At 59.8% G+C, this 25,076-nt stretch carries 24 protein-coding genes and 1 tRNA gene; 14 read left to right on the top strand and 11 right to left on the bottom strand.

What is annotated here, in order from left to right; translation table 11 throughout:
* Positions 1 to 46 precede the first annotated feature (46 nt).
* Genes J7447_RS21890 through J7447_RS21875 form a run of 4 tightly spaced genes read right to left on the bottom strand, consistent with a single transcriptional unit; the run spans position 47 to position 1,890 of the window.
* On the bottom strand, positions 47 to 481 hold the full coding sequence (locus J7447_RS21890) for a metallopeptidase family protein (RefSeq protein ID WP_031270101.1): 435 nt from the start codon (positions 479 to 481) through the stop codon (positions 47 to 49).
* 27 nt (positions 482 to 508) lie between these two features.
* On the bottom strand, positions 509 to 775 hold the full coding sequence (locus J7447_RS21885) for a hypothetical protein (RefSeq protein ID WP_023002685.1): 267 nt from the start codon (positions 773 to 775) through the stop codon (positions 509 to 511).
* The gene (locus tag J7447_RS21880) at positions 772 to 1,296 is read right to left on the bottom strand and encodes a disulfide bond formation protein B (RefSeq protein WP_023002684.1); all 525 of its coding nucleotides are present in this window, start codon (positions 1,294 to 1,296) and stop codon (positions 772 to 774) included. Before J7447_RS21880 ends, J7447_RS21885 begins: the two co-directional genes overlap by 4 nt.
* A gap of 15 nt (positions 1,297 to 1,311) precedes the next feature.
* Positions 1,312 to 1,890, bottom strand: coding sequence for a YqaA family protein (locus J7447_RS21875; protein WP_023002683.1), 579 nt, complete (start codon positions 1,888 to 1,890; stop codon positions 1,312 to 1,314).
* 209 nt (positions 1,891 to 2,099) lie between these two features.
* On the opposite strand from J7447_RS21875, the gene J7447_RS21870 reads away from it, so the two are divergent.
* Positions 2,100 to 2,777: a hypothetical protein gene (locus tag J7447_RS21870; RefSeq protein ID WP_209170964.1), complete on the top strand. Its 678-nt coding sequence runs from the start codon at positions 2,100 to 2,102 to the stop codon at positions 2,775 to 2,777.
* Between the two features lie 76 nt (positions 2,778 to 2,853).
* Here the strand turns inward: J7447_RS21870 and J7447_RS21865 are convergent.
* Positions 2,854 to 2,938, bottom strand: a tRNA-Leu gene (locus J7447_RS21865).
* A 256-nt stretch (positions 2,939 to 3,194) separates the two neighbouring features.
* On the opposite strand from J7447_RS21865, the gene J7447_RS21860 reads away from it, so the two are divergent.
* Positions 3,195 to 3,689: a cupin domain-containing protein gene (locus tag J7447_RS21860; protein ID WP_023002681.1), complete on the top strand. Its 495-nt coding sequence runs from the start codon at positions 3,195 to 3,197 to the stop codon at positions 3,687 to 3,689.
* Positions 3,690 to 3,833: 144 nt separating this feature from the next.
* Entirely contained in the window at positions 3,834 to 5,399 is a 1,566-nt protein-coding gene (locus J7447_RS21855) for a CYTH and CHAD domain-containing protein (protein WP_209170962.1), read from the top strand.
* 6 nt (positions 5,400 to 5,405) lie between these two features.
* Here J7447_RS21855 and J7447_RS21850 read toward each other — a convergent pair whose 3' ends face one another.
* A complete protein-coding gene (locus J7447_RS21850) occupies positions 5,406 to 6,146 on the bottom strand; it encodes a helix-turn-helix transcriptional regulator (protein WP_023002679.1) in 741 nt (246 codons plus the stop codon).
* 120 nt (positions 6,147 to 6,266) lie between these two features.
* Here J7447_RS21850 and J7447_RS21845 point away from each other — a divergent pair, with 120 nt between their 5' ends.
* Both J7447_RS21845 and J7447_RS21840 read left to right on the top strand, forming a co-directional pair.
* Positions 6,267 to 7,112 carry an ATP/GTP-binding protein gene (locus J7447_RS21845; RefSeq protein WP_209170960.1) on the top strand — a complete coding sequence of 282 codons (846 nt, stop codon included), beginning with the start codon at positions 6,267 to 6,269 and terminating at the stop codon, positions 7,110 to 7,112.
* A gap of 245 nt (positions 7,113 to 7,357) precedes the next feature.
* Positions 7,358 to 8,005 (top strand): pyridoxamine 5'-phosphate oxidase family protein, encoded by a 648-nt coding sequence (locus J7447_RS21840; protein WP_209170958.1) that lies wholly within the window; start codon positions 7,358 to 7,360, stop codon positions 8,003 to 8,005.
* Between the two features lie 95 nt (positions 8,006 to 8,100).
* On the opposite strand, the gene J7447_RS21835 is transcribed toward J7447_RS21840, so the two are convergent.
* Positions 8,101 to 9,420: an aspartate aminotransferase family protein gene (locus J7447_RS21835; RefSeq protein ID WP_209170955.1), complete on the bottom strand. Its 1,320-nt coding sequence runs from the start codon at positions 9,418 to 9,420 to the stop codon at positions 8,101 to 8,103.
* A 111-nt stretch (positions 9,421 to 9,531) separates the two neighbouring features.
* Here J7447_RS21835 and J7447_RS21830 point away from each other — a divergent pair, with 111 nt between their 5' ends.
* A complete protein-coding gene (locus J7447_RS21830; protein WP_209170953.1) occupies positions 9,532 to 10,392 on the top strand; it encodes a LysR family transcriptional regulator in 861 nt (286 codons plus the stop codon).
* A gap of 242 nt (positions 10,393 to 10,634) precedes the next feature.
* Positions 10,635 to 13,013 (top strand): arylsulfatase, encoded by a 2,379-nt coding sequence (locus J7447_RS21825; RefSeq protein ID WP_209170951.1) that lies wholly within the window; start codon positions 10,635 to 10,637, stop codon positions 13,011 to 13,013.
* Positions 13,014 to 13,069: 56 nt separating this feature from the next.
* Here J7447_RS21825 and J7447_RS21820 read toward each other — a convergent pair whose 3' ends face one another.
* A complete protein-coding gene (locus J7447_RS21820; RefSeq protein ID WP_209170949.1) occupies positions 13,070 to 13,519 on the bottom strand; it encodes a GNAT family N-acetyltransferase in 450 nt (149 codons plus the stop codon).
* A gap of 51 nt (positions 13,520 to 13,570) precedes the next feature.
* Positions 13,571 to 14,236 carry a GntR family transcriptional regulator gene (locus J7447_RS21815; RefSeq protein ID WP_209170947.1) on the bottom strand — a complete coding sequence of 222 codons (666 nt, stop codon included), beginning with the start codon at positions 14,234 to 14,236 and terminating at the stop codon, positions 13,571 to 13,573.
* A 110-nt stretch (positions 14,237 to 14,346) separates the two neighbouring features.
* Between J7447_RS21815 and J7447_RS21810 the strand changes: the two genes are divergently transcribed.
* The 3 genes from J7447_RS21810 to J7447_RS21800 all read left to right on the top strand — a co-directional run bounded on the left by J7447_RS21810 (position 14,347) and on the right by J7447_RS21800 (position 17,297).
* A complete protein-coding gene (locus tag J7447_RS21810; protein ID WP_286189424.1) occupies positions 14,347 to 15,510 on the top strand; it encodes a pyridoxal phosphate-dependent aminotransferase in 1,164 nt (387 codons plus the stop codon).
* A gap of 139 nt (positions 15,511 to 15,649) precedes the next feature.
* The gene (locus J7447_RS21805; RefSeq protein ID WP_209170946.1) at positions 15,650 to 16,030 is read left to right on the top strand and encodes a hypothetical protein; all 381 of its coding nucleotides are present in this window, start codon (positions 15,650 to 15,652) and stop codon (positions 16,028 to 16,030) included.
* A 199-nt stretch (positions 16,031 to 16,229) separates the two neighbouring features.
* The gene (locus J7447_RS21800) at positions 16,230 to 17,297 is read left to right on the top strand and encodes a linear amide C-N hydrolase (protein ID WP_209170945.1); all 1,068 of its coding nucleotides are present in this window, start codon (positions 16,230 to 16,232) and stop codon (positions 17,295 to 17,297) included.
* Between the two features lie 373 nt (positions 17,298 to 17,670).
* Here the strand turns inward: J7447_RS21800 and J7447_RS21795 are convergent, their stop codons facing one another.
* Both J7447_RS21795 and J7447_RS31375 read right to left on the bottom strand, forming a co-directional pair.
* The gene (locus tag J7447_RS21795) at positions 17,671 to 18,039 is read right to left on the bottom strand and encodes a hypothetical protein (RefSeq protein WP_023002668.1); all 369 of its coding nucleotides are present in this window, start codon (positions 18,037 to 18,039) and stop codon (positions 17,671 to 17,673) included.
* 12 nt (positions 18,040 to 18,051) lie between these two features.
* Positions 18,052 to 18,360 (bottom strand): hypothetical protein, encoded by a 309-nt coding sequence (locus J7447_RS31375; protein ID WP_286189423.1) that lies wholly within the window; start codon positions 18,358 to 18,360, stop codon positions 18,052 to 18,054.
* 576 nt (positions 18,361 to 18,936) lie between these two features.
* Here J7447_RS31375 and J7447_RS21785 point away from each other — a divergent pair.
* The 4 genes from J7447_RS21785 to J7447_RS21770 all read left to right on the top strand — a co-directional run bounded on the left by J7447_RS21785 (position 18,937) and on the right by J7447_RS21770 (position 24,972).
* A complete protein-coding gene (locus J7447_RS21785) occupies positions 18,937 to 19,761 on the top strand; it encodes an SH3 domain-containing protein (protein WP_209170941.1) in 825 nt (274 codons plus the stop codon).
* Positions 19,762 to 19,913: 152 nt separating this feature from the next.
* Complete coding sequence (locus J7447_RS21780) at positions 19,914 to 23,138, top strand: S41 family peptidase (protein ID WP_209170940.1); 3,225 nt, start codon at positions 19,914 to 19,916, stop codon at positions 23,136 to 23,138.
* Positions 23,139 to 23,303: 165 nt separating this feature from the next.
* A complete protein-coding gene (locus tag J7447_RS21775; RefSeq protein WP_209170939.1) occupies positions 23,304 to 23,951 on the top strand; it encodes a CPBP family intramembrane glutamic endopeptidase in 648 nt (215 codons plus the stop codon).
* Between the two features lie 31 nt (positions 23,952 to 23,982).
* Positions 23,983 to 24,972, top strand: a complete 990-nt coding sequence (locus J7447_RS21770) for a L,D-transpeptidase (RefSeq protein WP_031270092.1) — start codon at positions 23,983 to 23,985, stop codon at positions 24,970 to 24,972.
* The last annotated feature ends 104 nt before the right edge of the window (positions 24,973 to 25,076 follow it).

The raw sequence follows: 25,076 nt of genomic DNA, 5'->3' as shown, positions 1-25,076 counted from the left end.
GAGTGTCGCAAGACGCGGGAGGCCTTTTTCGTTGCAAGGGTCAGAATTAGCGTTCCGCTGCCGCCTCGATGCGCTCCATATCCTGGTCGGACAGGCCGAAATGATGCCCGATCTCGTGGATCAGCACATGCGCAACCACATCGCCCAGCGTCTCGTCCATCGCGGCCCAGTAGTCGAGGATCGGCCGGCGGAAGAGCCAGATGCGGTTGGGCATCTGCCCGGTCATCACGGTCTCTTCGCCTTCGCTCAGCCCCTGGCCTTCGAACAGGCCCAGAAGGTCGTGCGGATCCTCGATGCGAAGTTCATCCAGAACGTCGTCGGGCGCATAGTCCGCAAGGCTGATCTGCAGGTGACCACAGCGCAGCAGAAGATCATCCGGAAGCCCGGAGAGGATCTCGCTCGCCATCGCCTCGAAGTCTTCCAGGTCAGGTGCTTTGCGTTCGGTCCAGCTGCTGTGGCTGACCGGCCGGACGGATGCCATATCGGTTCCTTTGACGGATCGGTTCATTCAGGTGTTGGGCAGTACGTAGGTGACCAGTAGATAAATCGCCAGTCCGATTGCGAACACAAGCCCGAGACCTCGGCCGATCCGGCTGCCCCAAACCTCGATCCGGTCGTCTTCGTCCTTGTCGGCGGCGCTCAGGTGATCCTTTGCCCGGTCGGCCATGCGGACGAAGGTAGAACCGGCAACGGTCTCACTCTCCGCATTCACCCGGTCGAGTGTGCGGAGCGCTTCATCGCGCAGTTTTTCCTTCGGGTGCTTGTTCTCGCTCATGCACCTACACTGGCCGTGTTGCCACGGCGTTTCAACCCGAAAGCGGCCAAAAGCGCCAGAAGGGCAAGCCCGCCGGATGCAACCGCGTTCCAGCCGGCAAAGGACAGGCCGAACATGCGCCAGCTAGCCTCGGTGCAGCTGACGACGCGCGTCGATTTCAACGCCTGCAGCATGTTGGCGGCAGACGTTGGTGTCGAGGTGCCGCCTCCGCAATCGCTCGGGCCGTCCCAGAACTGCCACTCGGCACCGGACTGATAGATACCGAGTCCGGAACCATAGGCAAACACAGCCGCAACGACCAGAAGCAGAGCCAACGCCAACCCGGTCCGCCTGGCCTGCATCAGGAAAAGCGCTAGCAAGGCCAGGGGAAGGCCGACGTAATAGGGAATGCGCTGCTCGAGGCACAACTTGCAGGGCACATAGCCGCCAATCAGCTGAAAGCCCCAGGCGGTCGCGATTGCCGCCAGGCCGCCCACCAGCAAGAGCCCCGTCAGATTGCGCGAAATCCGGTCGGCTGTCATCTCACCCTCTTATTGTCAGATATACCTAAGCACAACAAATCCGCCGACCAGCAGCACCACAAATATGGTGAACATGAGACCAAGCCGCTTTTCGATGAAATCGCGGATCGGCGGGCCGAACAGATAGAGCAATCCGGCGACGACAAAGAACCGGATCCCCCGAGAAACAATACTCGCGGCAATGAACACCGGCAGGCTGAGCCCCAGCGCACCGGAGGCAATGGTGATCACCTTGTAGGGAAACGGCGTCAGCCCGGCGATAAAGACGAACCACCAGCCGTACTGATGATAGATGTCTTTGAACTCGTCGACGAACCCCATCTTGCCGTAGAAAGTCAGGATCGGCACCGCCACCTGTTCGAACAGGAAGAGGCCGATCAGATATCCCAGGATACCACCGGCGACCGACGTCAGCGTGCACAGCAGCGCGTACCACCAGGCTTTCTCGCGCCGGGCGATCACCATTGGGATCAGCAGGATGTCCGGCGGGATCGGAAACACCGAGCTTTCGACAAAGGATACGGTGCCGAGTGCGGCAGGCGCACGCGGTCCGGCGGCAAGGGACAAGGTCCAGTCGTAGAGGCGTCTGATCATGGCGCTTCCCTTAGCCGCTGCGCTGCAAAAAGTCACCTAGGGAAATGCGCACCGCCAGCAGCACGTTGTCGCGTAGCCACCGGCACAAACGATCCCAGCCTGATGTGAAGCCACTTCAAAAACGCGCATCAAGACACTAGGCAGACTTTTCGCCCGTATCTGTTAGCATTGACGCCTCGCCAGGTTTCGCACGACGTTGGGAGGGGGACATGAACGGAACGGCCTCAAGCATCGCCAGACTGGCACTGGTTCTCGCGATGAGCGCGCCAGCTGCGGCAGTTGCCCAGCAGGTCGAGCTGGAAGGATCGGTCAAGCTGACGCCTTTTGAAGCCCAGGGCGTAACCCTGTCGACGATCTACACGGTGGATGCGGCGTTCGGCGCAAAACACGATGTGGAGGTTCCCGTCCCTTTCAGTCTTGCCGCACCCCGGCGCGAGGCACAGCAAATTCTGGCCCAGGCGAAACCGGCCGGCGGCGGTCCGATCAAGATCTACTTCACCACCGACGACGAAACCAAGCGCATCTATTCGTCCCTGCAGGTCGTCACCTACACCATGAAGACCGATGATCCGCAAAAGCGCCTCGAGGTGGGCGACTATATTGCCATCGAGCTCTTGAAACAGCTCGGCACCACAGACGATACACGCCTGAATATCCGCCGCCAGATCACACTGGGTGATCTGCCTGCATCCGAAATCGTCGGCAACTTCATCAACAAGGAAGGCGACCAGCTCCTCGTGCGGCTGGTCGCGCTGGCAAAGCCCGACAGCCAGAGAGGCATCGTCGGCATTGCAATCGGCCACCCGCGTCAGGGCCGCATCAAGAAAGTGGAAGACATCTACCAGACCAGCGCTTCCCTGGCCTTCGACACGGTGACGTTGAAGTAGCTGGTTACCTGTGCGGGTGGGAGGCAAGCCTCGAACCACTCCGGCGCATTCCTGCAGCAATTCAAACCGCTGGAGATGGTGCCCCCCGCCGGAATCGAACCGGCACTCCCGAAGGAACCGGATTTTGAATCCGGCGCGTCTACCAGTTCCGCCAGGGGGGCAATCCGGTATCGGATTGGGTGCCTATCATGGGGCCTTGTCCGATGCAAGCGGTTCCAGCGCGCCGCGGCTTTCCGCCAGCAAGTACGCCGGGCGCCGTATTTGATCGAATTTGAGCTTCTCCCTTTACGCCCCCTTAACCCTGAGCTGCGATTTCGCCTGCCACACAGCCTCAGAGGGTGAAATCCGGCGCATATTTAAGCTGTTTGCAACTGCTGCTCGCGCAAGTGGACAGTCAGACAAGTTTGGGAGAAACGGATGACACTGGCTGGCGGCCTTCAAGAGGCGAAACGCACGAAAACTTCTGCTGTGAACGAAGCCGCTCGGCACGGGCAGGCCTTCACACAGTCCTTCGTTGACAAATCACAGTTGATGCCAGCGCCGATCCGACCCGAATGGGTGCTTGAAGGCGACCCGAAAGCCATGTGCGCCGTGCTGGCCAGACACAAGTTCGGCTGGGGCGATGCCTGCCACTGGTCGTGCACTGCCGGCAAGTTCCGCTGGCACTACGGCTGGGATGAGTCGGTCATGTTTCTGGAAGGCGGAGTCCGGATCACCGACGAGGCCGGCCATGTCTATGAAGGCAAGCCCGGCGTGACCCTGTTCTTCCCGGCAGGCACCTCCGCCGTTTGGGAAGTGCCGACCTACATCCGCAAGCTTGCGTTCAATCAGAAGCCGGTTCCCTGGTATCTGCATTATCAGTCCCGCATCCTTGAGAGATTGAAAGGCGTCGGGAAGAAACTTTTCGGCTAAAATATCGGGCTCGCGTTGCCGAATGAGGTCTTGAAAGAAAGGCGCCCTGCGCCGTTCGGCGGGCGAATTTGTTAGCCTGCAAACAAAGGCGCAAATTGTGCGCTTTTTCTGGACAAGCAGAAATGGCTTGGCTAGAAATTCAGCATGAGCAAATCAGGACGTGAAATCGAGCTTAAGCTCGAGCTGGAAACGACGGCACAGGACGCTTTGAAACGTGCCGGTTCCATAGACGGATTCACTGCCAGCCGCGCCGTGAACAAGACGTTGCAGTCGATCTATTTCGACACGCCGGACCAGGCGCTTCGCAAGGCCAGGATTTCCCTTCGCGTGCGCAAGTCCGGCAACAGCTGGGTTCAGACCGTCAAGCTCGGCACGGGCGTCATGGGCGGCCTGTCCTCGCCTGTGGAAGCCGAACATCCGGTCAAGGGCCGTGCGCTCGACTTTTCCGTCATCGAAGACCCCGCCGTCCACGACCGTCTTCTGGAAATCATCGGCGATGCCCCCCTGTCGGAGTGCTTTGAAACGGTGATGAAACGCACCGTGCGCAATCTGACCCGGGACAGTGACGGCACCTTCATCGAACTTGCCTTCGACAGCGGCAATATTCTGGCCGGCAGCGGCAGCCAGCCGCTGACAGAACTCGAAATGGAACTGAAGTCCGGTCCCAGCCTTGCCCTTTTCGAGGCCGCCAAGGCTCTTTTGAAAGACATCCCCTTCCGCTTTTCGCCCTATAGCAAGGCCGAGCGCGGGTACCGTTTTGCCGAGGGTACCGCGCCTGCGGAACAGGCACCCTATTTTGCCGAGAATGTTTCCTTCGACAGCGGCATCACCACCGAGCACGCCTTTCGCGACGTGCTGCGTTCTTGCCTGACCCAGATTTCCGAAAACCGGCTTGCAGTCCTGTCGTCGGACGATCCGGAAGGCCCGCATCAGCTACGGGTGGGCCTGCGCCGCCTGCGCAGTGCATTTCGCCTGTTCCGGCCAATCCTGAACCCGGCGACCATGGCACCGCTCGACAGGACCGCGAAGGTCATTGCCACCGAAGCCGGTTCCCTGCGGGACCTCGACGTCCTGGTCGATGAGATCGTTATGCCCCTGGTCGACAGGGCGCCCGGAACCCTGTCCTTTGACGCTCTTCTGGAAAATCTCAACGCCCTCCGGGACGAAAGCACCCGCACCACGCTGACGGATCACCTGAAATCGGAAGAGGTCAACGGTTTCCTGCTCGACCTTGCAGCCTACACGGAAGGGCGCGGCTGGCTGGACCCGGAAAACTTCGGCCAGACGCAGCTTCTGGCCCAACCTGTCGAGACTCACGCCGGCGAAGCTCTTGCCAAGCAGTGGAAGAAGGTTCTGAAATACGGCAAGCGACTGGAAGAACTTACCGTTCCCGAACGCCACGAAATGCGCAAGGCGATGAAGAAGATGCGCTACGGCATCGAATTTTTCGGCTGCCTCTATCCGAAAGACACCGTGAAGCCCTTCCTGAAGCGGATGAAGAAGCTGCAGGATATCTTCGGCTATCTCAATGATGTCGCCATGGCCGAACAACTGCCGGTGAAATGCAAGGTCAGCGGGGCAAATACCCTGGCAACCAACCAGGCCATCGGTTTTGTCATCGGCTGGCACGAGGCCCAATGCCAGGCCATGTGGCAGCACGCCAAGGGATATTGGGAAGCAACCCGGGAAACACCGAAATTCTGGACCTGACGCTTATCACCGGCCCGGTTCGATCGTCAGAATGTCCGGAAAGGAAACGGGGGCGAAGGCTCCGGTCAGCTTGAAGGTGGTCAGGTCTTCCTCGCGCGAGACCAGCTGGTCCTGACGGGCCAGCTCGGCGATGGTCTCCTTCAGGGTTTCGATCTCACGCAGGATGAACGCCCCCGTGTCCGGCAGCATGCGGCGGGAGAGCGTGAAGAACAGGGACTGATTTCCACCCGGATTGGCAATCACCTGCCCCAGAAAGCGCATGTTGATTTCTTTCAGCAGCGGGATCAACGGCCCGTCCGGACGGAACCTGAAGGGCTCCTTGCGTGTGATCTTGATGCGGTTGCCTGGATGCACTTCGGCCAGCCCCAGCGCCTCCAGCACCCGGCCCAGTCGGAACATGTCCTCTCCCGAGAGATCAAAACGGCGCTCGATTTCCTGTTGCGGGATCGGCTCACGCAGCAGGATGAAGAGATAGAACAGCGACGGATCCGCAGCGAGCCGTGCTTCCGTTGCCACCGGCAGGACGCTTGCCTCTTCCGAATTCCGCTCTGCCCGATGCAATACGTCCGCCAGCGGCACCTCCAGAATTTCGCAGATCTCCAGCAACCGGCTTAGCTTGCAATCGTGCCCGGCGAAGATCCGCTTGACCGTTGGCTCCGATATTTCCATCCGGCTTGCGAGATCCGCATAGGTCATGCCACGAGCCTTCAGCACGCCCTGCAAGATCTTGAAGGTATCACCGCGCATATTCCTGATCCCGAATTCGACAGTTTGAGTATCGTTTTTTGATACCAGAACATCATCAATTGCAAGAAAAGTTCGCCTTCTGCAGGAGAGGTCCAGTTCAACTTTGCGAAAGGACTTCCCATGCAGACCTTCAAACCCCTGGCCGCCGCGCTGCTGCTCGGCCTTTCAACGCTCCCCTCATCAGCCGGTTCACTCTGGTCAACGGACGGCTTCGACATGCCTGAATCCGTGGCCTTTGACGCTGCCGGCAACCGGCTCATCGTCAGTGTCATGGAAGGCGCGCCGAATGCGGTCGACGGCAACGGCCATCTGGCGCTTCTGTCCACGGACGGGAAAATCATCGACGCCAAATGGGCAACCGGAATGGACGCTCCCAAGGGACTGGCGCTGATGAACGGCAAGGTCTTCGCGGCCGATCTCACCAGTTTGCGGGTTGTCGACGCCCAGACCGGCAAATTGCTGCAGTCATTGCCTGCAGAAGGCTCGGTCTTCCTGAATGATGTGACCACCAGCGGCGACGAAATCTTCGTTTCAGACATGATGACGAACACCATCTGGCGCTACGCAGATGGCACTTTTGAAAAATGGCTGGAAAGCCCTGAGCTCAATCACCCCAATGGCCTTTACTGGGACAACGGCCGCCTGCTTGTCGGCGCCTGGGGCAAGGGCCTCAAGAACGATTTCACCACTGAAGCACCCGGCAGCCTGCTTGCCATTGATCCTGCCACCAAGGCTATCAGCGTCGTGGCGCGGGACATCGGCAACATCGATGGCATCGCACGGCTGAACGGCAAGCTCGTCCTCAACGACTGGATCAACGGCAAGCTCTTCGAGATTGATGCTGACGGTATATCGAACGAGATCATGAGCGAACCCGCCGGCCTTGCCGATATTTCCGCCCACAATGACGTCCTTTACCTGCCGCATATGCTGGAAGGCAGGATCGAAGCGGTCAGACTGGACTAGCACCAGCCCCTGCAAACGCTTCATCGCTCGGGTCAGACGGCAAAAACGGGTTGGGCATCAAATGCCCAACCCGCCCCTTGCCACCTTACGACGAGTGGCCCATCAATTCCTGATGTACGCACCTCAGTTTATGCTACCTTCCACGCAGATTGGCCCAGTGTTCGGCAAGTCGAACGCAGGATCAGCCGCCGGGCCAAGACCGGCAGTGCTGGGTCACACAGGGATCAAGATCGAGGGATAGCGTGATGGAAGCCTACAAGATCAAACTGGAGTTCGTCATTTCGGACGAGGAAACGCTCCGGAGCCACTATTCCGAGCTATCGCCGCTGGCAGCAAAAAAGTGCCTGAGCGCGCTGGACAAGCATGCTCGGGACTTCATTGCTCGCTCGCCGTTTCTGTGCCTCGGCACGCAGAACAAGGACGGCAAGGCGGATGTCAGCCCGCGTGGCGATCCGGTCGGCTTCGTCAAGGTTCTCGACCCGCAAACGCTTGCCATTCCGGACCGTCCGGGAAACAACCGCCTCGACAGTCTGGCCAATATTGTCGCCAACCCGAATGTCGGGCTTCTGTTCCTGGTTCCCGGGTTTGACGAGACCTTGCGCGTCAACGGCAGGGCAACGCTTGTAACCGATCCGGATCTTCTTCAAACCATGAGCGTGAAGGACCGTGCGCCCAAGCTCGCCATTGTCGTGAAGGTGAGCGAAGTCTTCCTGCATTGCGCCAAGGCGTTCCGGCGCTCACACTTCTGGGATCCCGAACACCAGCAGGACCGCAGCGAAATGCCGTCGCTTTCCAAGATCATTCTGGACCAGACGACCGGCGCGCCGGATGAAAAGGAAATGCAGAAGCTGGATGCTGCGCTGGAGGAGACCTATCGGCAAACGCTTTATTGAGCGGATCCCGCGCAGCGATTTCACCGGCAGAAGACAGACCGCGGAGGAGCGCTGACGCTCCCCTGCATCGCCACATAATACCCTAAGGGGCCATCTCAGGCCCGAGCCGCTTCAATCGCCGACGCCATGATGTCCAGCCCCTGATCGATCTCGTCATCCGAGATCGTCAATGGCGGGGCGATGCGGAAGACCGCGCCCATGGCTGGCAGTTTGACGATGTTCATGCTAAGCCCGCGTGCCATTGCCTCGGCGCCGATCCGGTCTGCCATCGCGAGATCCGGCTGGCGGCTGGCCCTGTCGGTCACGATCTCCAGCCCGAGCAGCAGCCCACGGCCGCGCACATCGCCAACACTCTCAAAACGCTGCTTCAAGCCTTCCAGTCCGGCTTGCAGGCGCTGGCCTGCCGACACCGCACGGCCGATCAATCCATCCCGTTCCACCACATCCATCACCGCCAGTCCGACAGCAGCGGGCAGAGGATCGGACACGTGGGTGGTCAGGAACACGAACCCTTTCCGGTGGGCTTCTTCCTCGATGGCACGGCTCGTCAGCACGGCGGAAAGCGGCAATCCGGCCCCCAAGGTCTTGGACAAGGTCAGGATGTCCGGTGTCACCCCGTCGCGCTGGAAGGCAAACATATGCCCCGTCCGGCCGATACCGGTCTGGGCCTCGTCCAGGATCAGCAGCATCCCGCGCTCGTCGCACTTCTGGCGCAGTGCCGCGAGATAGCCCTCCGGCAATTCGATGATGCCGCCTGACGACAGGATCGGCTCTGCAATGAAGGCTGCAAGATTGCCGGTGGACTGGCTGTCGACCAGCGCGAAGGCATCGTCCAGCTCGGTCTTCCAGTCCAGATTGCCGTTCGCATCGGTAAACCGCGGCCGGTAGGCATTGGGGGCGGGAATTGCAAACGACCCCGGATTGACCGGCCCGTAGCCCCGCCGGTTGTGACTGTAGGTGGCGGAAGCGGCTGCACCGGTCATGCCGTGCCAGCTCTTGGTAAAGGCCACGATCTCGTGCTTGCCGGTAACCAGCTTTGCCAGACGGATGGCGGCCTCGTTGGATTCCGCCCCGGTGGACAGGAGCAGCACCTTTTCCAGACCGGGCACGAGAGATCCGAGGCGCTTCGACAAGTCGACGACCGGGCGGGACAGCATTCCGCTGAACAGGTGGTCGAGCTGGCCGATCTGCTCGCGCACGGTGCGCACGATATCCGGATGGGAATGCCCCAGGATGGAACTCATCTGACCGGACGTGAAATCGAGGATTGGTGCGCCTGAGCTGTCGTAGACATAACTGCCTTCGGCACGTTCGATGACACGTTGTTCGAACACAGGGCCATACCGCAGGACGTGATCCGATACGTCGGACCAGAACCCGGTATCCGTGCTGTTGCTGGCGTTTTCCAATGCCATGATGCGTCTCCTGATCCGGCCGGCTGAATTGACTGCAGCAAGTTTAGGAGAAGCCTTGCATTCAATAAAATTCATAATTTAGATTATGATATTCAATTGGATTGATATCTCATGCCTGTTCTGGAAATCGCCTTGCTGCGCAGTTTCATGGAAGTCGCCCGCAGCGGCTCGATCAGCACCGCAGCGCGGCAGGTCGGGCGGACACAATCCGCCGTCAGCATGCAGATGAACCGGCTGGAGGCGATTGTCGGCCAGCAGATCCTGCGCCGCACACGCGGGGGTGTGGAACTGACGGCAGCAGGGGACAGATTTCTGGTCCAGGCGGAACGCATTCTTGCCGTCCACGACGAAGCACTTGCCACCCTGCCGGGGGCAGGCCTGCATGGCCTCATCAGCTTCGGCTGCCCGGAAGACTATCTGACCGCCTTCTTTCCCGATCTTCTGAAAGGGTTTGGCGCGCGGCATGGCGATGTCGAGATCGAGGTGGTCTGTGCTCCGACAACGGAATTGCACCTTCAGCTACAGCGCAGGCGGATCGATCTTGCGCTGATTTCCGTTCCCGGCGAAGACGCGTCCGCCCGCATCCTGAGGCCGGAAAGCTTTGTCTGGGTGGCCAATCGTCCCGATCCGGAGATCCTGCAAAAGGAAGTTGTGCCGCTTGCACTTTCGGCGCCGGACACATTGGACCATCGCGCCGCCCGCAGCGCCATGGACCAGGCAGGCAAGCCCTATCGCATCGCCTTTGCCAGCAATGGCCTCGCGGGCCTGCTGGCGATTGCCCGGTCCGGCCAGGCCATCAGTGTGGTGACCCGCTCCGCGGTGCCGCATGATCTCCACATCGTGAAGGCCGGCCTGCCGCCACTTCCCGGCATCGGTGTCACCCTGGCCTATGCGTCGCCAAATCCCTCGGCTGCAACGCAGGCATTCGGAGAATTCGTAGCGGACAAGCTGCGCAGTCCGGCGACGAACTGACATCACAACACCGGGCCGGGCAATATCCGGTCCATTCGGCCGGCCTCTCGGCCCGGGTCGCGCGCATTTACCAATTCCACCTGAAAAGCGTGCAGTTTTCAGATATACTTCCTAGAGTGGAATTGCATTCCGTTTCGTTCCTTATTGCCTTGCGGGCGCCCGTTGTCGCGAAACCTATACGCAGCGGTCCGTACCCCGCCATTTCACTGCATTGACCGGCCTTGAACCCATGGAGTGGTCTGATGAAGAAACCCGGCATTTTTTCAACTTTCTTGATGCTTCCGGCGATGGCAGCAGGTTGTCTTGCAATCGGCGACGCCCTGGCAGCCGACGGCCCCATTGGAGCAGAGGATGGACAGGTTACCCTTCCCTATGCGGAGCAGAAGTTTCGCGGTGATGTGGGCACGACCTATCTGAACGCAGCACCGGCCGAGTTTCCTGCGGCCGTATCAGCTCCCGAAGGAGCTCCCAACGTGCTCCTGATCCTGCTGGATGATGTCGGTTTCGGGCAGTTCTCCGCCACTGGCGGCGGAGTGCCGTCACCGGCGATGGACAAGCTTGCCGAGGAAGGCCTGACCTTCACCCGCTTTCATACAACAGCGCTTTGTTCCCCCACCCGGGCAGCACTTTTGACCGGGCGAAACCACAACGTTGCCGGCACCGGTGTCATCACCGAACTTGCCACAGGCTATGACGGCTATACCGGCATCATTCCGAAAGACACCGCCTCGGTTGCCGAGATCCTGCGCCAGAACGGTTATGCGACAGCCTGGATCGGCAAGAACCACAACACGCCGATCTACGAGACAAGCGCGGCAGGCCCGTTCGACCGTTGGCCGAACGGCCTTGGCTTCGACTATTTCTACGGGTTCATGGCTGGCGACACCAATCAGGTCCGTCCTTATCTTTTCGAGAACCAGACGCCGATCGGAACGCCGGAAGGGGACGACTATTACCTCAGCACCGATCTCGCCGACCAGACGATCAACTGGCTGAAGACTCTGGAAGCCATTCAACCAGGCAAACCCTGGTTCGCCTATCTGGCACCGGCGGCTACCCATGCCCCGCACCAGGCTCCCAAGGAGCTGATCGACACATTCAAGGGCAAGTTCGACATGGGCTGGGACGCCTATCGCGAGCAGACCTTCCAGCGCCAGAAGGACATGGGGATCATTCCCGAAAACACGGAGCTGACCTCCCGCCCGGGCAGCCTGCCCGCCTGGGACAGCCTGAACGACGACCAGAAGAAGCTCTATACGCGTATGATGGAGGTCTTTGCCGCCTACGGCCAGCAGGTCGACCAGGAAGTCGGACGGGTGCTCGACTATGTGGCCACCTTGCCGGATGCCGAAAACACGATGATCATCTACATCGTCGGCGATAACGGGGCGTCCGCGGAAGGCGGCTTTGACGGCACCTTGAACGAGAATGCCTTCTTCAACGCCTATCTGATGACCACCGACGACATGCTGAGCCGGATGGACGAGATCGGAACGGAACTTCATTTCAACCACTTCCCGGCCGGCTGGGCCTGGGCGGTGGATGCGCCCTTCCAGTGGACGAAACAGGTAGCAAGCCACCTGGGCGGTGTACGCAACCCGATGATCGTGAAATGGCCTGCCCGCTTCTCCAGACAAGGCGAAACGCGGACGCAGTTCCTGCATGTCATCGACATTGCCCCGACCATCCTTGAAGCGGCCAGCATTCCCGAGCCGCGCAGCGTCAACGGAACAGCCCAGACACCCATCCAGGGCAAGAGCTTCCTGAGCACGCTGGACGATGCCGGGGCCGAAGAAGTCCGAACCAGCCAGTATTTCGAGATGTTCGTGAACCGGGGCATCTACAAGGATGGCTGGTGGGCCGCTTCCCTGGCGTTTGAACCCTGGGATCCTGTGCGCGGCGCGTTCGATCCCTTCAAGGCCAAATGGGAGCTTTACAATCTCGATGAAGATTTCAGCCAGGCACGAGACATTGCTGCGGACAACCCGGACAAGCTTGAAGAGCTGAAAGCCCTCTGGTGGGCGGAAGCTTCCGCCAACAAGGCTCTGCCGCTGGACTGGCGCGGGGCTGAACGTTTCAGCGCGGAGGAAACCGGCAAGCCGAACCTTGCCGGCGATCGTACGAGCTTCACCTACGCGGGCGTTCTTGCAGGACTGCCGGAATCCTCGGCGCCAGACCTGAAGAACAAATCCTTTTCTGTAACCGCCCGCGTCAACATCGAGGACAACGCCAACGGCATGATCTTCACCCAGGGCGGGAACACCGGAGGCTGGGCGTTTTATCTCAAGGACGGCAAACTGAAGGCGGCCCACAACTATATCGATGTTGCCGTCTATTCCGTTGAAAGCGATGGCACGGTTCCGGCCGGCGAGCGCGAGCTGAAGATGGACTTCACCTATGAGGGCGGCGAGGAAATGGGCAAGAGCGGCACCTTGACCCTTTCCGTCGACGGTAGCCCTGTCGGCACGGGTCAGATCGCACAGACCACTCCGTTCAAATACTCGCTGTCGGAAAACCAGGATGTGGGAACAGACACCGGAACGGCGGTCACGACCGACTATCAGGCGCCATTCGATTTTCAGGGAGAGCTTGAAGAGGTTGTCGTGGACCTGAAAAAATAGCGTTTCGGCGGCTCCGACCGATTGTCATCAACGTCCGGATGCCAGGCCGGCGGGGATCAAGTGCCGGGCATCCAGACGTAGACGGTGTCCAATGCGTCCTGCGAGACGAACCGGAACCCGCAAGCGAGGTAAAAATCATTGGCGGGACTACCGTTGAGGGCCATCAGCCGGATCGGCAGTCCCATCGCTTCTGCCTCAGCCTTCAGGCCCTCGACGCTATCTCGGCCAAGCCCAAGCCCCTGATAGGCCGGGCTGACATAGAGATGGTCGAGATAGAAATGGTCGACGCGCCTGCGCACGACAAAAAAGCCGGCAATGTCTTCTTCCACCAGGATGATCCTTGTGTCTGTGGCAACAAAGCTGCCCAGGAATCGGTCCCTGGCCCGGAGAGGGTCAAACCGCCCGACGGCTTCGAGGCTCGGCCGCATTGCCTCGACGCGAATGTCGGCAAGCCTTTCCGCATCGGCCTCAGCTGCCGCTTCAATCCGGTAGATTTTTCGAGACATTCATTTCCTCGCCAGCGGGAGACAGACGCAACCTGCCGCATCTGATCACCTTCACGGCGCGGGCAGTCTTGCAGACAGGCGCTCGACCAGTGCCTCTCCGGCAGCCTCGATATGACGCCTCAGGAGTTCGCAGGCTTCCGCGCCGTCCCGGCGGCGGCAGGCTTCAAGCAGGTCCCGGTGTTCCTGATGAGAGCGCCGGGTGTAGTCGAGCTGCGCCGCCGCAAGCCTCAAGTACCGGTCGCCGGCCTCATTGAGCGCGGCAATCTGTGCCAGCAGCCGCGGCCTTGCGCAGGGTTCATACAGCGCGAAATGAAACGCCTTGTTCAAGGCTCCGAAGTTTTCCAGGTCCGACGCCTCGGCCTTGTCCTGAATGGCTGCGGCCCGGTCGATCTGGCTGTTGGTCAGCTCCGGAATGGCAAGGCGCAAGGCCAGTGTCTCCAGCGCCGCCCGCATTTCATAAACTTCCCTGAATTCCTCCGGATCAAGCGGGGCAACGATGGCGCCCTTGTTCGGCGGCATCTGCACCAGTCCTTCGGCCTCCAGCAGGCGCAGCGCATCGCGAACAGGCATCCGGCTGGTCTCGAACAATACCGCCAGCCGTTCCTGACGCAGCGCCTCGCCCGGTTTCAGCTCGCCCGAGACGATCTTTTCCCGCAGGGCATCAGCCACCCGAATGGCCTGATCTCCGGTTCTTTTTGCGCTTGTCCGCTCTGTCATCTGTCCGTCCGGCTGGGTCCTTCCGCCTTCGTAGACAATCAGCGACTTGACTGCAATCCAGCAAATATGTATCCAGTTTTTAAATTTGGATACAAAAAAGGATATTGCAGATGACCGTCTCGCGATTGAAGGACATTCCGGGAATTGGCGTGGACAAGATGGGACAGGCCGCCGATGACGTCGGAAATTCCGACATGCTTCGGCTGGAGAACCTGGATACGGACCTTCGCCCGCCAGAGGAGGCGCTGGAAGCAACGCTGGCTGCCATCGGCCGGGATGACGCCAACAGCTATCTGCCGTTCCTGGGCACGAATGACATCCGCAGGGCCGCAACCAGCCGGATATCGGCCACCACCGGCCAGCCTTACGACTGGAATACCCAATGCGTCATTTCGGCGGGCGGCCTGTCCGGCATCCTCAATGCCCTGCTGGCAATTCTGGAGCCGGGCGACGAGGTCATCATCACCGATCCCGCCTATGCGGGCCTGCTCAACCGCATCCGCCTGGCCGGCGGCGTTCCGAAGCTGGTTCCGCTAAGGGTGGTCGACGGCGGCTGGCGTCTTGATCTGGAAGAACTGCGCCGCGCAGCCAGCGACAGAACCCGGGCCGTTTTGACCATGAGCCCGTCCATGCCGACTGGCATCGTCCACACGGCCGAGGAATGGAACGCCATTGCGGAAGTCGTGATGCACACCGGCGCCTTCCTGCTGCACGACGCCGCCATGGAGCGGATTCTTTACACCGGCAGCGCAGTGCTCCACCCGGCCAGCCTGGATGGCATGGCGGAGCGCACGATAACGGTGGGCTGCGTTTCCAAGGAATACCGGATGATCGGCTGGCGGGTCGGCTGGACGGTCGGCCCCGCCCCGATCATGGCGGACATCGGCCTTGTCAGCCTCACCAACGTCGTCTGCCAGGTTGGCATCGCTATGCCGGGCGCTGCGGCCGCCATCACCGCGAAAGACGACGGCATCGCCGCTGCAACGGCAACCTGGAAAGCCCGCCGGGACATCATCCTGCAGGCACTGTCGGACCTGCCCGTCGTGCGCCCGGATGGCGGCTGGTCGCTGCTGATCGACACCGCCGAGCTTGGCTACTCCCCGGTGGAAGCCTCCCGATTGCTGTTCGAAAAGGGGCGGATCGCGGCAACACCGATGGCCGGCTGGGGCAGCGAGGACATCGCCGGACGCTACCTGCGTTTCGTCTTCGCCAACGAGCCGGCAGAAAGGCTCGGCGATATCCGCGAGCGGTTGCGCCTCGCCTGGCAGGTCTGACGGCACCTCCCCAGCATCGACACCTCAGGAAAGCCCTGCCCGGGCTTTCTTCCTCCCTCACGCTCTACCCCCGGTCCGCACCGGTTTCATCACCCCGCTTGTGCCCAAAGGCGCAGCCTTCCTCGAAAGGACGAAAGACTTGACCACCCGCATCCCAACCCTGGCCGCCTGGCTGTTCCGGCTTGCCGCTCTCTGGATGCTGATCGGACTGGTGCTCGGCATCGTCATGGCGGCAAGCCATGACCACGCGCTCTCGCCGGTTCATGTGCACACCAACCTTCTCGGCTGGGCAACCCTGGCCCTGACCGGCCTCCTCTACACGGCAATCCCGGCCATGGCGGACAACAGGTTTGCCCGCCTGCACTTCTGGCTTCATGCGCTTGGTCTGCCGGTGATGATGGCGGCGCTGGCCGCCTATGCGCTTGGCCATACGGCGATGGAACCCGTCATCGCGGTTGGTGCGATCGCGGTCACCGCCGGGCTTGCCTTTTTCACGGTCAACCTGTTCCGGACGCTTTGACCGGACGGGTTTCACCCAACTCGCCCAAGTTCCGTGTCCGGGGCCCGCAGTGGCAACACTGCGGGCCAATTTCGTTTGCCGACGAACCGGCACACAATCGCCGGCCTGTCTTGACAGCGTCACACCTGGCCGTCCCTATATCACCAGTTGTGCCGGGGGCGACTCGGCACCCCATCGGCAAACCGCAAGGAGACGGCGCATGAAGATCGGCAAGACCACGGTAACGGCAGCCTGCGCATTGGCCATCGCCTCGTCTGGCCTGCTGGCGCCACGCCTTGCGGATGCCTGCACCCGGGTGGTCTATCTCGGTGCCAGCGAGCAGGTGATCACCGCCCGCTCGATGGACTGGAAAACCGATGTCGGCACGAACCTCTGGCTGTTTCCGCGCGGCATGAAGCGCAACGGCGAGGCCGGTGAAAACTCCCTGGAATGGACCTCGAAATACGGCAGCGTCATTGCCTCCGGCTACGACATTTCAACGACCGACGGCATGAACGAAGCCGGGCTTGTCGCCAATGTGCTGTGGCTGGTGGAATCCGAGTATCCAGAATACGACAGCTCCAAACCCGGCCTGACGATCGCCGCCTGGGCGCAATATGTGCTCGACAATTTCGCGACCGTTGAAGAGGCCGTCCGCGCGCTGGAGGCCGAACCCTTCACGCTCTTCAGCGACAATGTTCCAGGCGAAGAACGCCTCGCCACCCTGCACCTGTCCCTGTCGGATGCAAGCGGCGACAGCGCCATCGTGGAATATATCGACGGCAAGCAGGTGATCCACCACAGCCGCGCCTACCAGGTGATGACCAACTCGCCGACCTTCGAAGAGCAGTTGGCCCTGAACCAGTACTGGAAGGAAATCGGCGGCACCGTCATGCTGCCGGGCACCAACCGTGCGGCGGACCGCTTTGCCCGCGCATCGTTCTATGTCGACGCCATCCCGAGAACCGAAAGCCCGGTCGAGACAATTGCCAGCGTCTTCGGCGTCATCCGCAATGTCTCCGTGCCGCTCGGCATCACCACGCCCGACCAGCCGAATATCTCCTCCACCCGCTGGCGCACCGTCGCCGACCAGAAGCGCAAGCTCTACTTCTTCGAATCCGTGGTGACCCCGAACATCTTCTGGATCGATTTCAACCAGGCCGACTTTTCACCGGAAACCGGCAAGGTCATGAAACTAGACCTCGGCCCCAACCAGACCAACATCTACTCCGGCATGGCCAACGCGCACTTCCAGGAAGCAGAACCGTTCCGGTTTCTGGGGCGATAGGACGCGGGAAGGGCTGCTTGGGGTTGCCACTTCAGACGTTCGCAGGATTTCGACCTGATTTGCCAAGCCGGCGTTCGTTGCGCTACGCAAGAAGGTTCATAGAGGGCGGGGAGCGGACGTTCGCTGCGGTCGGAACGACCGGACCGAGGCCGGGAGCGGACTGGCGGGTTTCGGCTTACCGCCCGAACGAAGCGGACATTCTGGCCTTCAAGCCTCAAGAGGCTGATGGACGGTTCTGGGCCACAGTGAGAAAAGATCCCACCGACTCAAGGCCAAATTCTTCAAAAAGATAAAATTCTCAGTGAGCGGCGGTCTGTTGCTATTCCTGCGTCCGCTGTTGGACTTGAACAGGTTCCGGAACCCGGATCCGGCCCTAACCGAAAACGGCATCCCCGCCTGCAATCCTGCCAAGGACGCCTACCAGAAGCGCCGCCAGAAAAAGGCTCAAACCCAGGAAGGCCCAACTCAGGTAGGCGCGCAACGAAGTCAACCATGGTCGGAAGGGATCACTTGTCGAATCGACTGAGAGGTCAAGAAGTGCCCCGGCCCGTTCCACATGTCGGTAGATCCCAAACAACCACGCCGCCCCGAGCGCGAAGATCAAGCTGACCGTCAGCGAGACGGCTATGGTCATCGTGTTGGACGCGGGGGCAAGATACAGGCTTCCAGAAATCAAACCAGCCAGCCCGAGGCAGGCAAGGCAACAGATCAGTGACAAGATACGAAAGATCGTCATCTCCACGGGCTTGGCTCTTCACTTTGCTAGCTGACAGGATTTTTCGGCGCCATAAGGGTCCGAAAAGATAGCCTGGTCCCCCGTGAAAGAGACGTTCCCCGCATTCGCCAAATAGAATTCCTGGGGCTTGTCGTGTGACAGTAACGCACCGGAGGCAACCGTATCCCCTCGTTCAAGGCGGATTGCGGTCAGTTCCGTGTCGAACAGATAGGCGACGAACTCATCTGCACGAGATCCTTCGCAGAAATAGGTTTGCACACTGACAGGCTCTTGAAGCAGATATCTTGCAACCAGCTCCGCTTCCCGGCGCAAATAGGACTGGTGCACGCAGGCTTCGAGATCCGGCTCTTTCCAACATTCATCGCGACCCGAAATCCAGCCTCTTTGCGTGGCGCGCAGAAAGTTTTCAGCTTCTGTGCCTTCCTCATCCTGCGACCGGGCGACTGCAAGTGCCGCGCTGAACCTCTTCGCTAGGCGTTGATTAAGCAGGCCGAGTTCCAGATCGTTGCAAATGAGTTTTTCCGCAGAGTTCTCTGCCTTTGTGCAGTCATATGTGGCTGTTCCTTGAGCCAGGGCACTCAACGGAAACACGACGAAAAACAAAGCAGAAACGCAAAATACCTGCCTCAACTGGAATACTCCTCGGTGGACATCAAACCACTAGCCTGCTGGGTGAATAGATCGGGCTTCGTAACATCCTCATGGCCGGAAAACGCGCAGCCTATGCGATCCTGAAACACGCAAGAGTAGACAAATTCATCCCCGTGACATTTATAAGTGAATATACATATGATCTAATATTCCTGATACCGCACCACATTGCATTTGTTCGTTACGGAGGGCCTGATATTGAGTAAGCAAACCGCCGGAGAGCCTTTTTCTTTTTTTTCCAAACGTTTGAAAATGACGTTAGCCCTGGTCTGCCTATTGCCAGTTCTGGCAATCATAAATGCACCTCATGCCCTCGCCCAAATGGGGCCTGACTATTGGCAGGTCACGGGCGTTGCGGCCAACGACCATCTGAATGTGCGAAGTGGCCCGGGTGCCCGGAACCCGATCGTTGCCACCGCTCCGAACGGTTTCAAGTTTAGAAATCTCGGTTGCCAGGGCAGCGGCAACAGCCGCTGGTGTCACGTGGAAACGCCCGACGGAAGAACCTCGGGTTGGGTATCCGGCCGCTTTCTCCGGGAGGCAGGAACGCCGGTCGCTGCCCCCCAGCCGCAGGACGACATTCCGGAACTGCATGTCCGCGGGAGCGGGGAGATTGAGGTGCGCTTCCGAAGCGGATGCACGGTGCTTTTCAATCCTGTCGGGCGGCGGATCACCGCCGGGGCCTCCTGCGCACGCGGGCAGCTCAACCGCGCCCACAGCGCTGTTGAAAGCTACATGCGGGAAAACTCCCCGGCGGCGACTCACGGACCGGACCGGACCTCGCAGAACGTGAACCTGTCCGGAACCGGAACCTTTTATGGCGGCGACGCCCTGCGCGGTACGATCACGGGGCACAGGGAAGGAGCTTACGCTCTTACCTTCCAGTCGACGCAGGGCTCGCTCTTGTGTACTGCCCTGATCAAGCATGTTCCCGGAACCGTGAAGAGCGAAGCGGCGGCGGTTCATTGCACGAACGGTGCCGCCGGCACCGCCGTTCTGGCGAGAAACCGGTCTGGCAACGGTCTGACCATGTCCTTCACGCTCAATGACGGCCAAGGTGGGTACGTCCTGTTCTAAAGCCTGTTTGTGCTGAAACTGTACGCACTGGGCTGCGAGACACTGTCAAGTCTGCTTGCACCGCCGTCGCATCGGCGGTGCAGGGCCTGAAACGACGTCGCTGGCTAGTCGCCAGACACCAGACAAGAAATCCGCAGCAGGAGAAACTGAATATGCCCGCTGGATCGCCCGTTCCGCTCACTGTTGCGTTTTTGCTTTTCCTTGCTCCGTCCTTCGCTGCCGATGCGGCGCCTCCAGAGGTCGAATGGCTGCGCTATCCTGCGATTTCACCGGATGGACAGCAGATTGCGTTTTCCTATGCGGGTCAGATCTGGACCGTAAGCAGCGACGGCGGCGCAGCCCGATCGTTGACCGGTGGGCCGTGGCACGCAACCCATCCGGTGTGGTCCCCGGATGGTCAATCGATCGCCTTCGCGGCGGACCGGCATGGTCAGAATGATGTGTTCGTGATGCCCGCATCGGGCGGAGCGATTACCCGTCTGACCTATCATTCGGCAAACGACCTTCCGATGAGCTTCACACCAGACGGCACGGATGTGGTCTTCACGTCCGCCCGTCTGGGCGATCCGAAGGCTGACGCCACGAATGCGGTCTATGGTCTGGCGGGACTCTACGAGAGGCCCTACCGCGTCTCCGCGACAGGCGGCCGAACCAGACCACTGCTGCCGACGACTGCCTTCAACATCGACTATGGTCCACACGGCCAGATGCTCTATGAGGACAGTCCTGCAATCGTCGAGAACCAGTGGCGCAAGCACCACGTCTCCGACGCCACACGGGACATCTGGCGCTATGATCCGGACAGCGGTCTTCATGAACAACTGACCGATTACAGAGGCGAGGACCGAAACCCAAGCTGGAACAACGACGGTAAAACCGCTTACTGGCTCAGCGAAAGGGGTGGAAATTTCAACGTCTGGAAGCAGGAGCTGGCATCGGGTGCCCCTGTTCAGGTGACCCATCATGCTCGTTGGCCTGTCCGCTTTCTGTCCTCCGCCAATGACGGCACGCTCGCCTATGCTTGGGATGGTGGATTATGGCGCCTCGATCCTGACGCCTCGGAGCCAGTCCGGCTGGGTGTAACGCTTGGTCAGGGCAGCCTGATCAACACAAACGCGACCCGACAGGTCACTGCCGAAGTCTCCGAGGTTGCGGTCGCGCCAGGGGGCAAGCATATCGCCTTTATTGCCCGCGGCGAGGTCTTCGTGACCGGATGGAATAGCAAGGTGACGCGGCGCCTCACCGACACGACCGCGCAAGAGCGGGATCTGGCCTTCTCCTCGGACGGACGGCGCCTGGCATACGCAAGCGAACGCAGCGGCGATTGGGATATCTACGAGACCGTCATTCCTGACGGCAGTGGCGATGACTTTTCCGCCCCGGTCGCTCTGGAGGAAAAACTCCTTATTGATGAGGATGCTGATCTCTTCAGACCGCGATACGCACCTGACGGAACACACTTGGCCTATCTTCGAAACCGCGCTGAGCTAAGAGTTCATGACCTTGAAGCCGGCACATCCGTTCAGGCCCTCCCTGGAGACCAGACCTACTCCTATACCGATGGCGATCTCAATTACGAATGGAGCCCGGACGGTGAATGGCTGCTCATCCGGACAGGTTACTTCAGCTCCTCCGAGATCGCACTGGTCTCGACTGATGGTTCTGTTCGCCACAATGTCAGCCGGAATGGCTTCGTCGACCTAAAACCAACTTTCAGTCAGGACGGCACGGCAGTTCTCTGGCAATCTGACCGCTATGGCCTTCGCTCGACTGAAGGCAAGCCCGAGCAAGTAGACGTTATCGCGGCGTATCTGAACCGCGATGCCTGGGAAAAGGCACAGACGACCGCTGCCGAGCGGGCGCGAGCATTGACCCAAGAAACCGCAGAGCAAACAGAAGCGGAAAACGCCGAGCTCGTCGTTGAACCAGAGGGTTTCCGCAGGCGGGTCACCCGCCTGACACCGCGCTCCGGAAGTTATATCCTGTATCGGCTTCTCGCCGGGAACACGTCCTTCCTCTCTGTGTCGGTCACAAACACCGGCATGGTTCAAGCCAGCGCTATAGACCTGACAAGCGGAGCGGAGCGACAAATCTTTAATCTTCCCGGAGCCTCGTTGCTGGGCGCCGAGAGTGATCCGGAGGGCAAGGCACTCTTTGTCCTCTCGCCCGGAAAAATCACACGCTATGAAGTTGCCACGGGTCAGGCACAGGCCATCGCCTATCAGGCCGAGATCAATCGCAGCGTTCGTGACGAGGTCGATTACATTATCCGATCCAACTGGCGTGCAACGGCCGAAACCTTCTATCGCGAAGACATGCAAGGGGTCGATTGGGCCGGCGTTCGCGATCATTACCTGCGCTTCGCGCCTCACATCTTCTACTGGGAAGATTTGGCAGAGCTCCTCGGAGAGATGGACGGAGAGCTGAATGCGTCTCACCAGAACCCGAGCTACCATGAAGCGGATCCTCTCGCCGATGCCACAGGCGTTCTTGGCCTCTATTACGACCCAGATCACACGGGTAAGGGGATGAAGATCACGGACGTCATTGCCGGCGGTCCCGCGGACCGCAAGGATAGCCCCTTGCTGCCCGGTGCGGTCATCCTTGCCGTCAACGACACACAGATCGGGCCGGATATCGGGATTGACCGACTGCTCAACCGCATGGCGGGACAGGAAGTTCGCCTGAGCGTCATTCCTTCCGGCGGTGGCGATCCGGTTGACACAATCATTACGCCTATCAGCACCGCGCAGGAAATCACTCTCGCCTACCAACGGTGGGTGGAAAAGCGCAGGGCCATCGTCACAGAGCTCTCCGAGGGACGCCTGGGTTATATTCACCTTTCGGCGATGAAGACCGATCCATACCGTACCGCCTACGGAGACCTGTTTGGCCTGCATCAAGATGCAGAGGCCGTGGTCGTGGATATCCGCAACAATGGCGGCGGCAACCTGCATGATGAGCTGGTCATCATGCTTACGGGCTCCACAGATGCCTTTAATCGCGCCCGGGACGGCCACATCGTGACGCGTCTGCCAGTGGGCCGCTGGACCAAGCCAAGCATTCTTCTACAAAATGCAGGAAGCTATTCCGATGCCTCCGTCTTCCCCAAGCTCTACCAGAAGAAGAGTATCGGCCGGATTGTCGGCGACCGCACACCGGGAACCGGAACCGCGGTGAGCGATGTACCCCAACTGCAAACCGGCATGCGCTACAGGGTTCCCGAAATGGGGTTCCAGTTGCTTGACGGCACATGGTTCGAAAACACGGAGATCGTTCCCGACGTTCTCGTTCACAACGATCCGAACCTGATCGCAAAGGGACGAGACCCTCAGCTGGAAGCCTCGGTCAAAACCTTGCTTAAGCAATTGGACTAGCACATGGCCGGGTCAAGCAGCCGCTTAGCAGTCTCTTTGGCGACACTGGTTGCCTGGACGATCATAAACGTTTTCGGCACGAAGGTGTTCTATCCGCCTGAAACCGCTCTCGACGACCTCGTGACGACCGGTATCAGCTGGCCGATCCTGTTCGCCTGTCTCTTGTTGGTCGCCGTTGTTCTTTGGCAACACTGGACAGATCTCCGCTTCCGTGCGCCGGATCCAGGCACCCTTAAACTGCTTTTGTTTCCCGGTTTCCTGCTTCTGTTGCTTTTGGCCTTGGCCGTATTGTCAGGATTGCCATCCTCGAGCGTCATGGTCCTTCTTGGCATCAACACGCTTCTGGTCGGCTTTTCAGAAGAAACGATGTTTCGCGGCATCTTGTTCCGGGCCCTGCGCGGCCGTCTTGGCATCTGGTCGGCGATCCTTGTGACCACTGTCGCTTTCGGCTCCGTCCACATCCTCAACGGATTTGGTACTGGTGATTTTGGTGCGGCGTTTCTCCAGGCCATCACCGCCGGCGCTTCCGGGCTGCTGCTGATCGCGATCCTGCTGCGGACCGGTTCGCTCTGGGCCGCCATCATCTTCCACGCATTATGGGACTGGGCGACGTTCTTGGTTGTTGTTGGAGCGAAAGTCCATCCGTCTCCCGACTTTGCCGAAGCAGCTGTCGCAACACCTCCGGGCATGCTTGCCCAAGTGCTGCTCCCCTTGGGTATGGTCCTGCCGGGTTTCTTCTACGGTCTCTGGCTGTTGCGGAATATTCATAAGGAAACAGCCCCGGGAGACCGGAAGCCTGATATCAATAAGTGACGCGGGGCGGCGTGAAGTACGGGAGGGACGCATGAAGATTTCGAGACGTACACTGTTGCTGTGCGGCACAGGTGTGGGGCTTGCAGCGTTTTCGTTCTCAAGCAACGCTCAGCTGGTTTACAAGGAGGTTTCCGAACTCCTCCCGGGACAATTCACCTGGACACCGGAGCGCGAGCCGGAAGGCCCTGTTGCCATTGTGGTGTCCTTGCCCCAGCAACTCGTACATGTCTATCGGAACGGGATCAGGATAGCAGTATCGACTTGCTCGACCGGAAAGCCCGGCCACGGCACACCGACCGGTGTGTTCAGCATTCTTCAGAAGGACGCGGATCACAGGTCCTCGACCTACAACAATGCTCCCATGCCGAACATGAACCGGCTGACCTGGAGCGGTATTGCTCTTCACGCCGGAAACTTGCCCGGCTATCCGGCATCGCATGGCTGTGTACGGTTACCCTTGGAGTTTTCACGCCGGCTTTTTGGGATCACGCACATCGGTACCCCGGTGATTATTGCTGGTTCTCATTCCGATCCCTGGGAGCTGACACATCCCGGCATGGTCTTGAGCGGGTATGCTGAAAACGAATTTGAAGAAGTCGTGGCGAGCCTAAATGGAAAATCTCACCCCTCTGATTGGCCGGACGCAGGAGGGCAGCCGATCACTACGTTAATTGCCTCTTCCCAAGACCGTCAGATCCTGCTGCTTGAAAACGGCGACGAACTCGCGAAAGGGCAACTGATCATCGATGGCCCAGAAACCCTGGGTGAGCATGTGCTTGTGCTAAACCAGGCCCACGAAGGGACACGTGGCATGATGTGGCAAGGCGTCAGCCATCACGAGGATCCAGCCTATCCGCACAACAAGGAAGAGAACATTATTAACCGCGTCAGTGCCGACGACGCCTTCCTGCTCGAGATGAAGAAACGTCTTCATCCGGGAATGGTTCTGATCATCACAGACGTGTCTTTGCATCCTGATCGTCGGTCCGGCACGGACTTTGTCATCATGGACACTGTTTGAAACTAAACCGTGTTTCGCATCCCAGCGCTGCATAAAACTGAAATAGCAGCACGCGACTATTTTCACTTCACGACGCCATGAACGAGTGTCGGCTTTCGGGAGCC

This window comes from Labrenzia sp. R5_0, assembly GCF_017743835.1.
GTDB lineage: Bacteria > Pseudomonadota > Alphaproteobacteria > Rhizobiales > Stappiaceae > Roseibium > Roseibium algicola.
The sequence above is the reverse complement of the archived record's forward strand: the minus strand, read 5'-3'. Positions and strand labels throughout refer to the sequence as shown.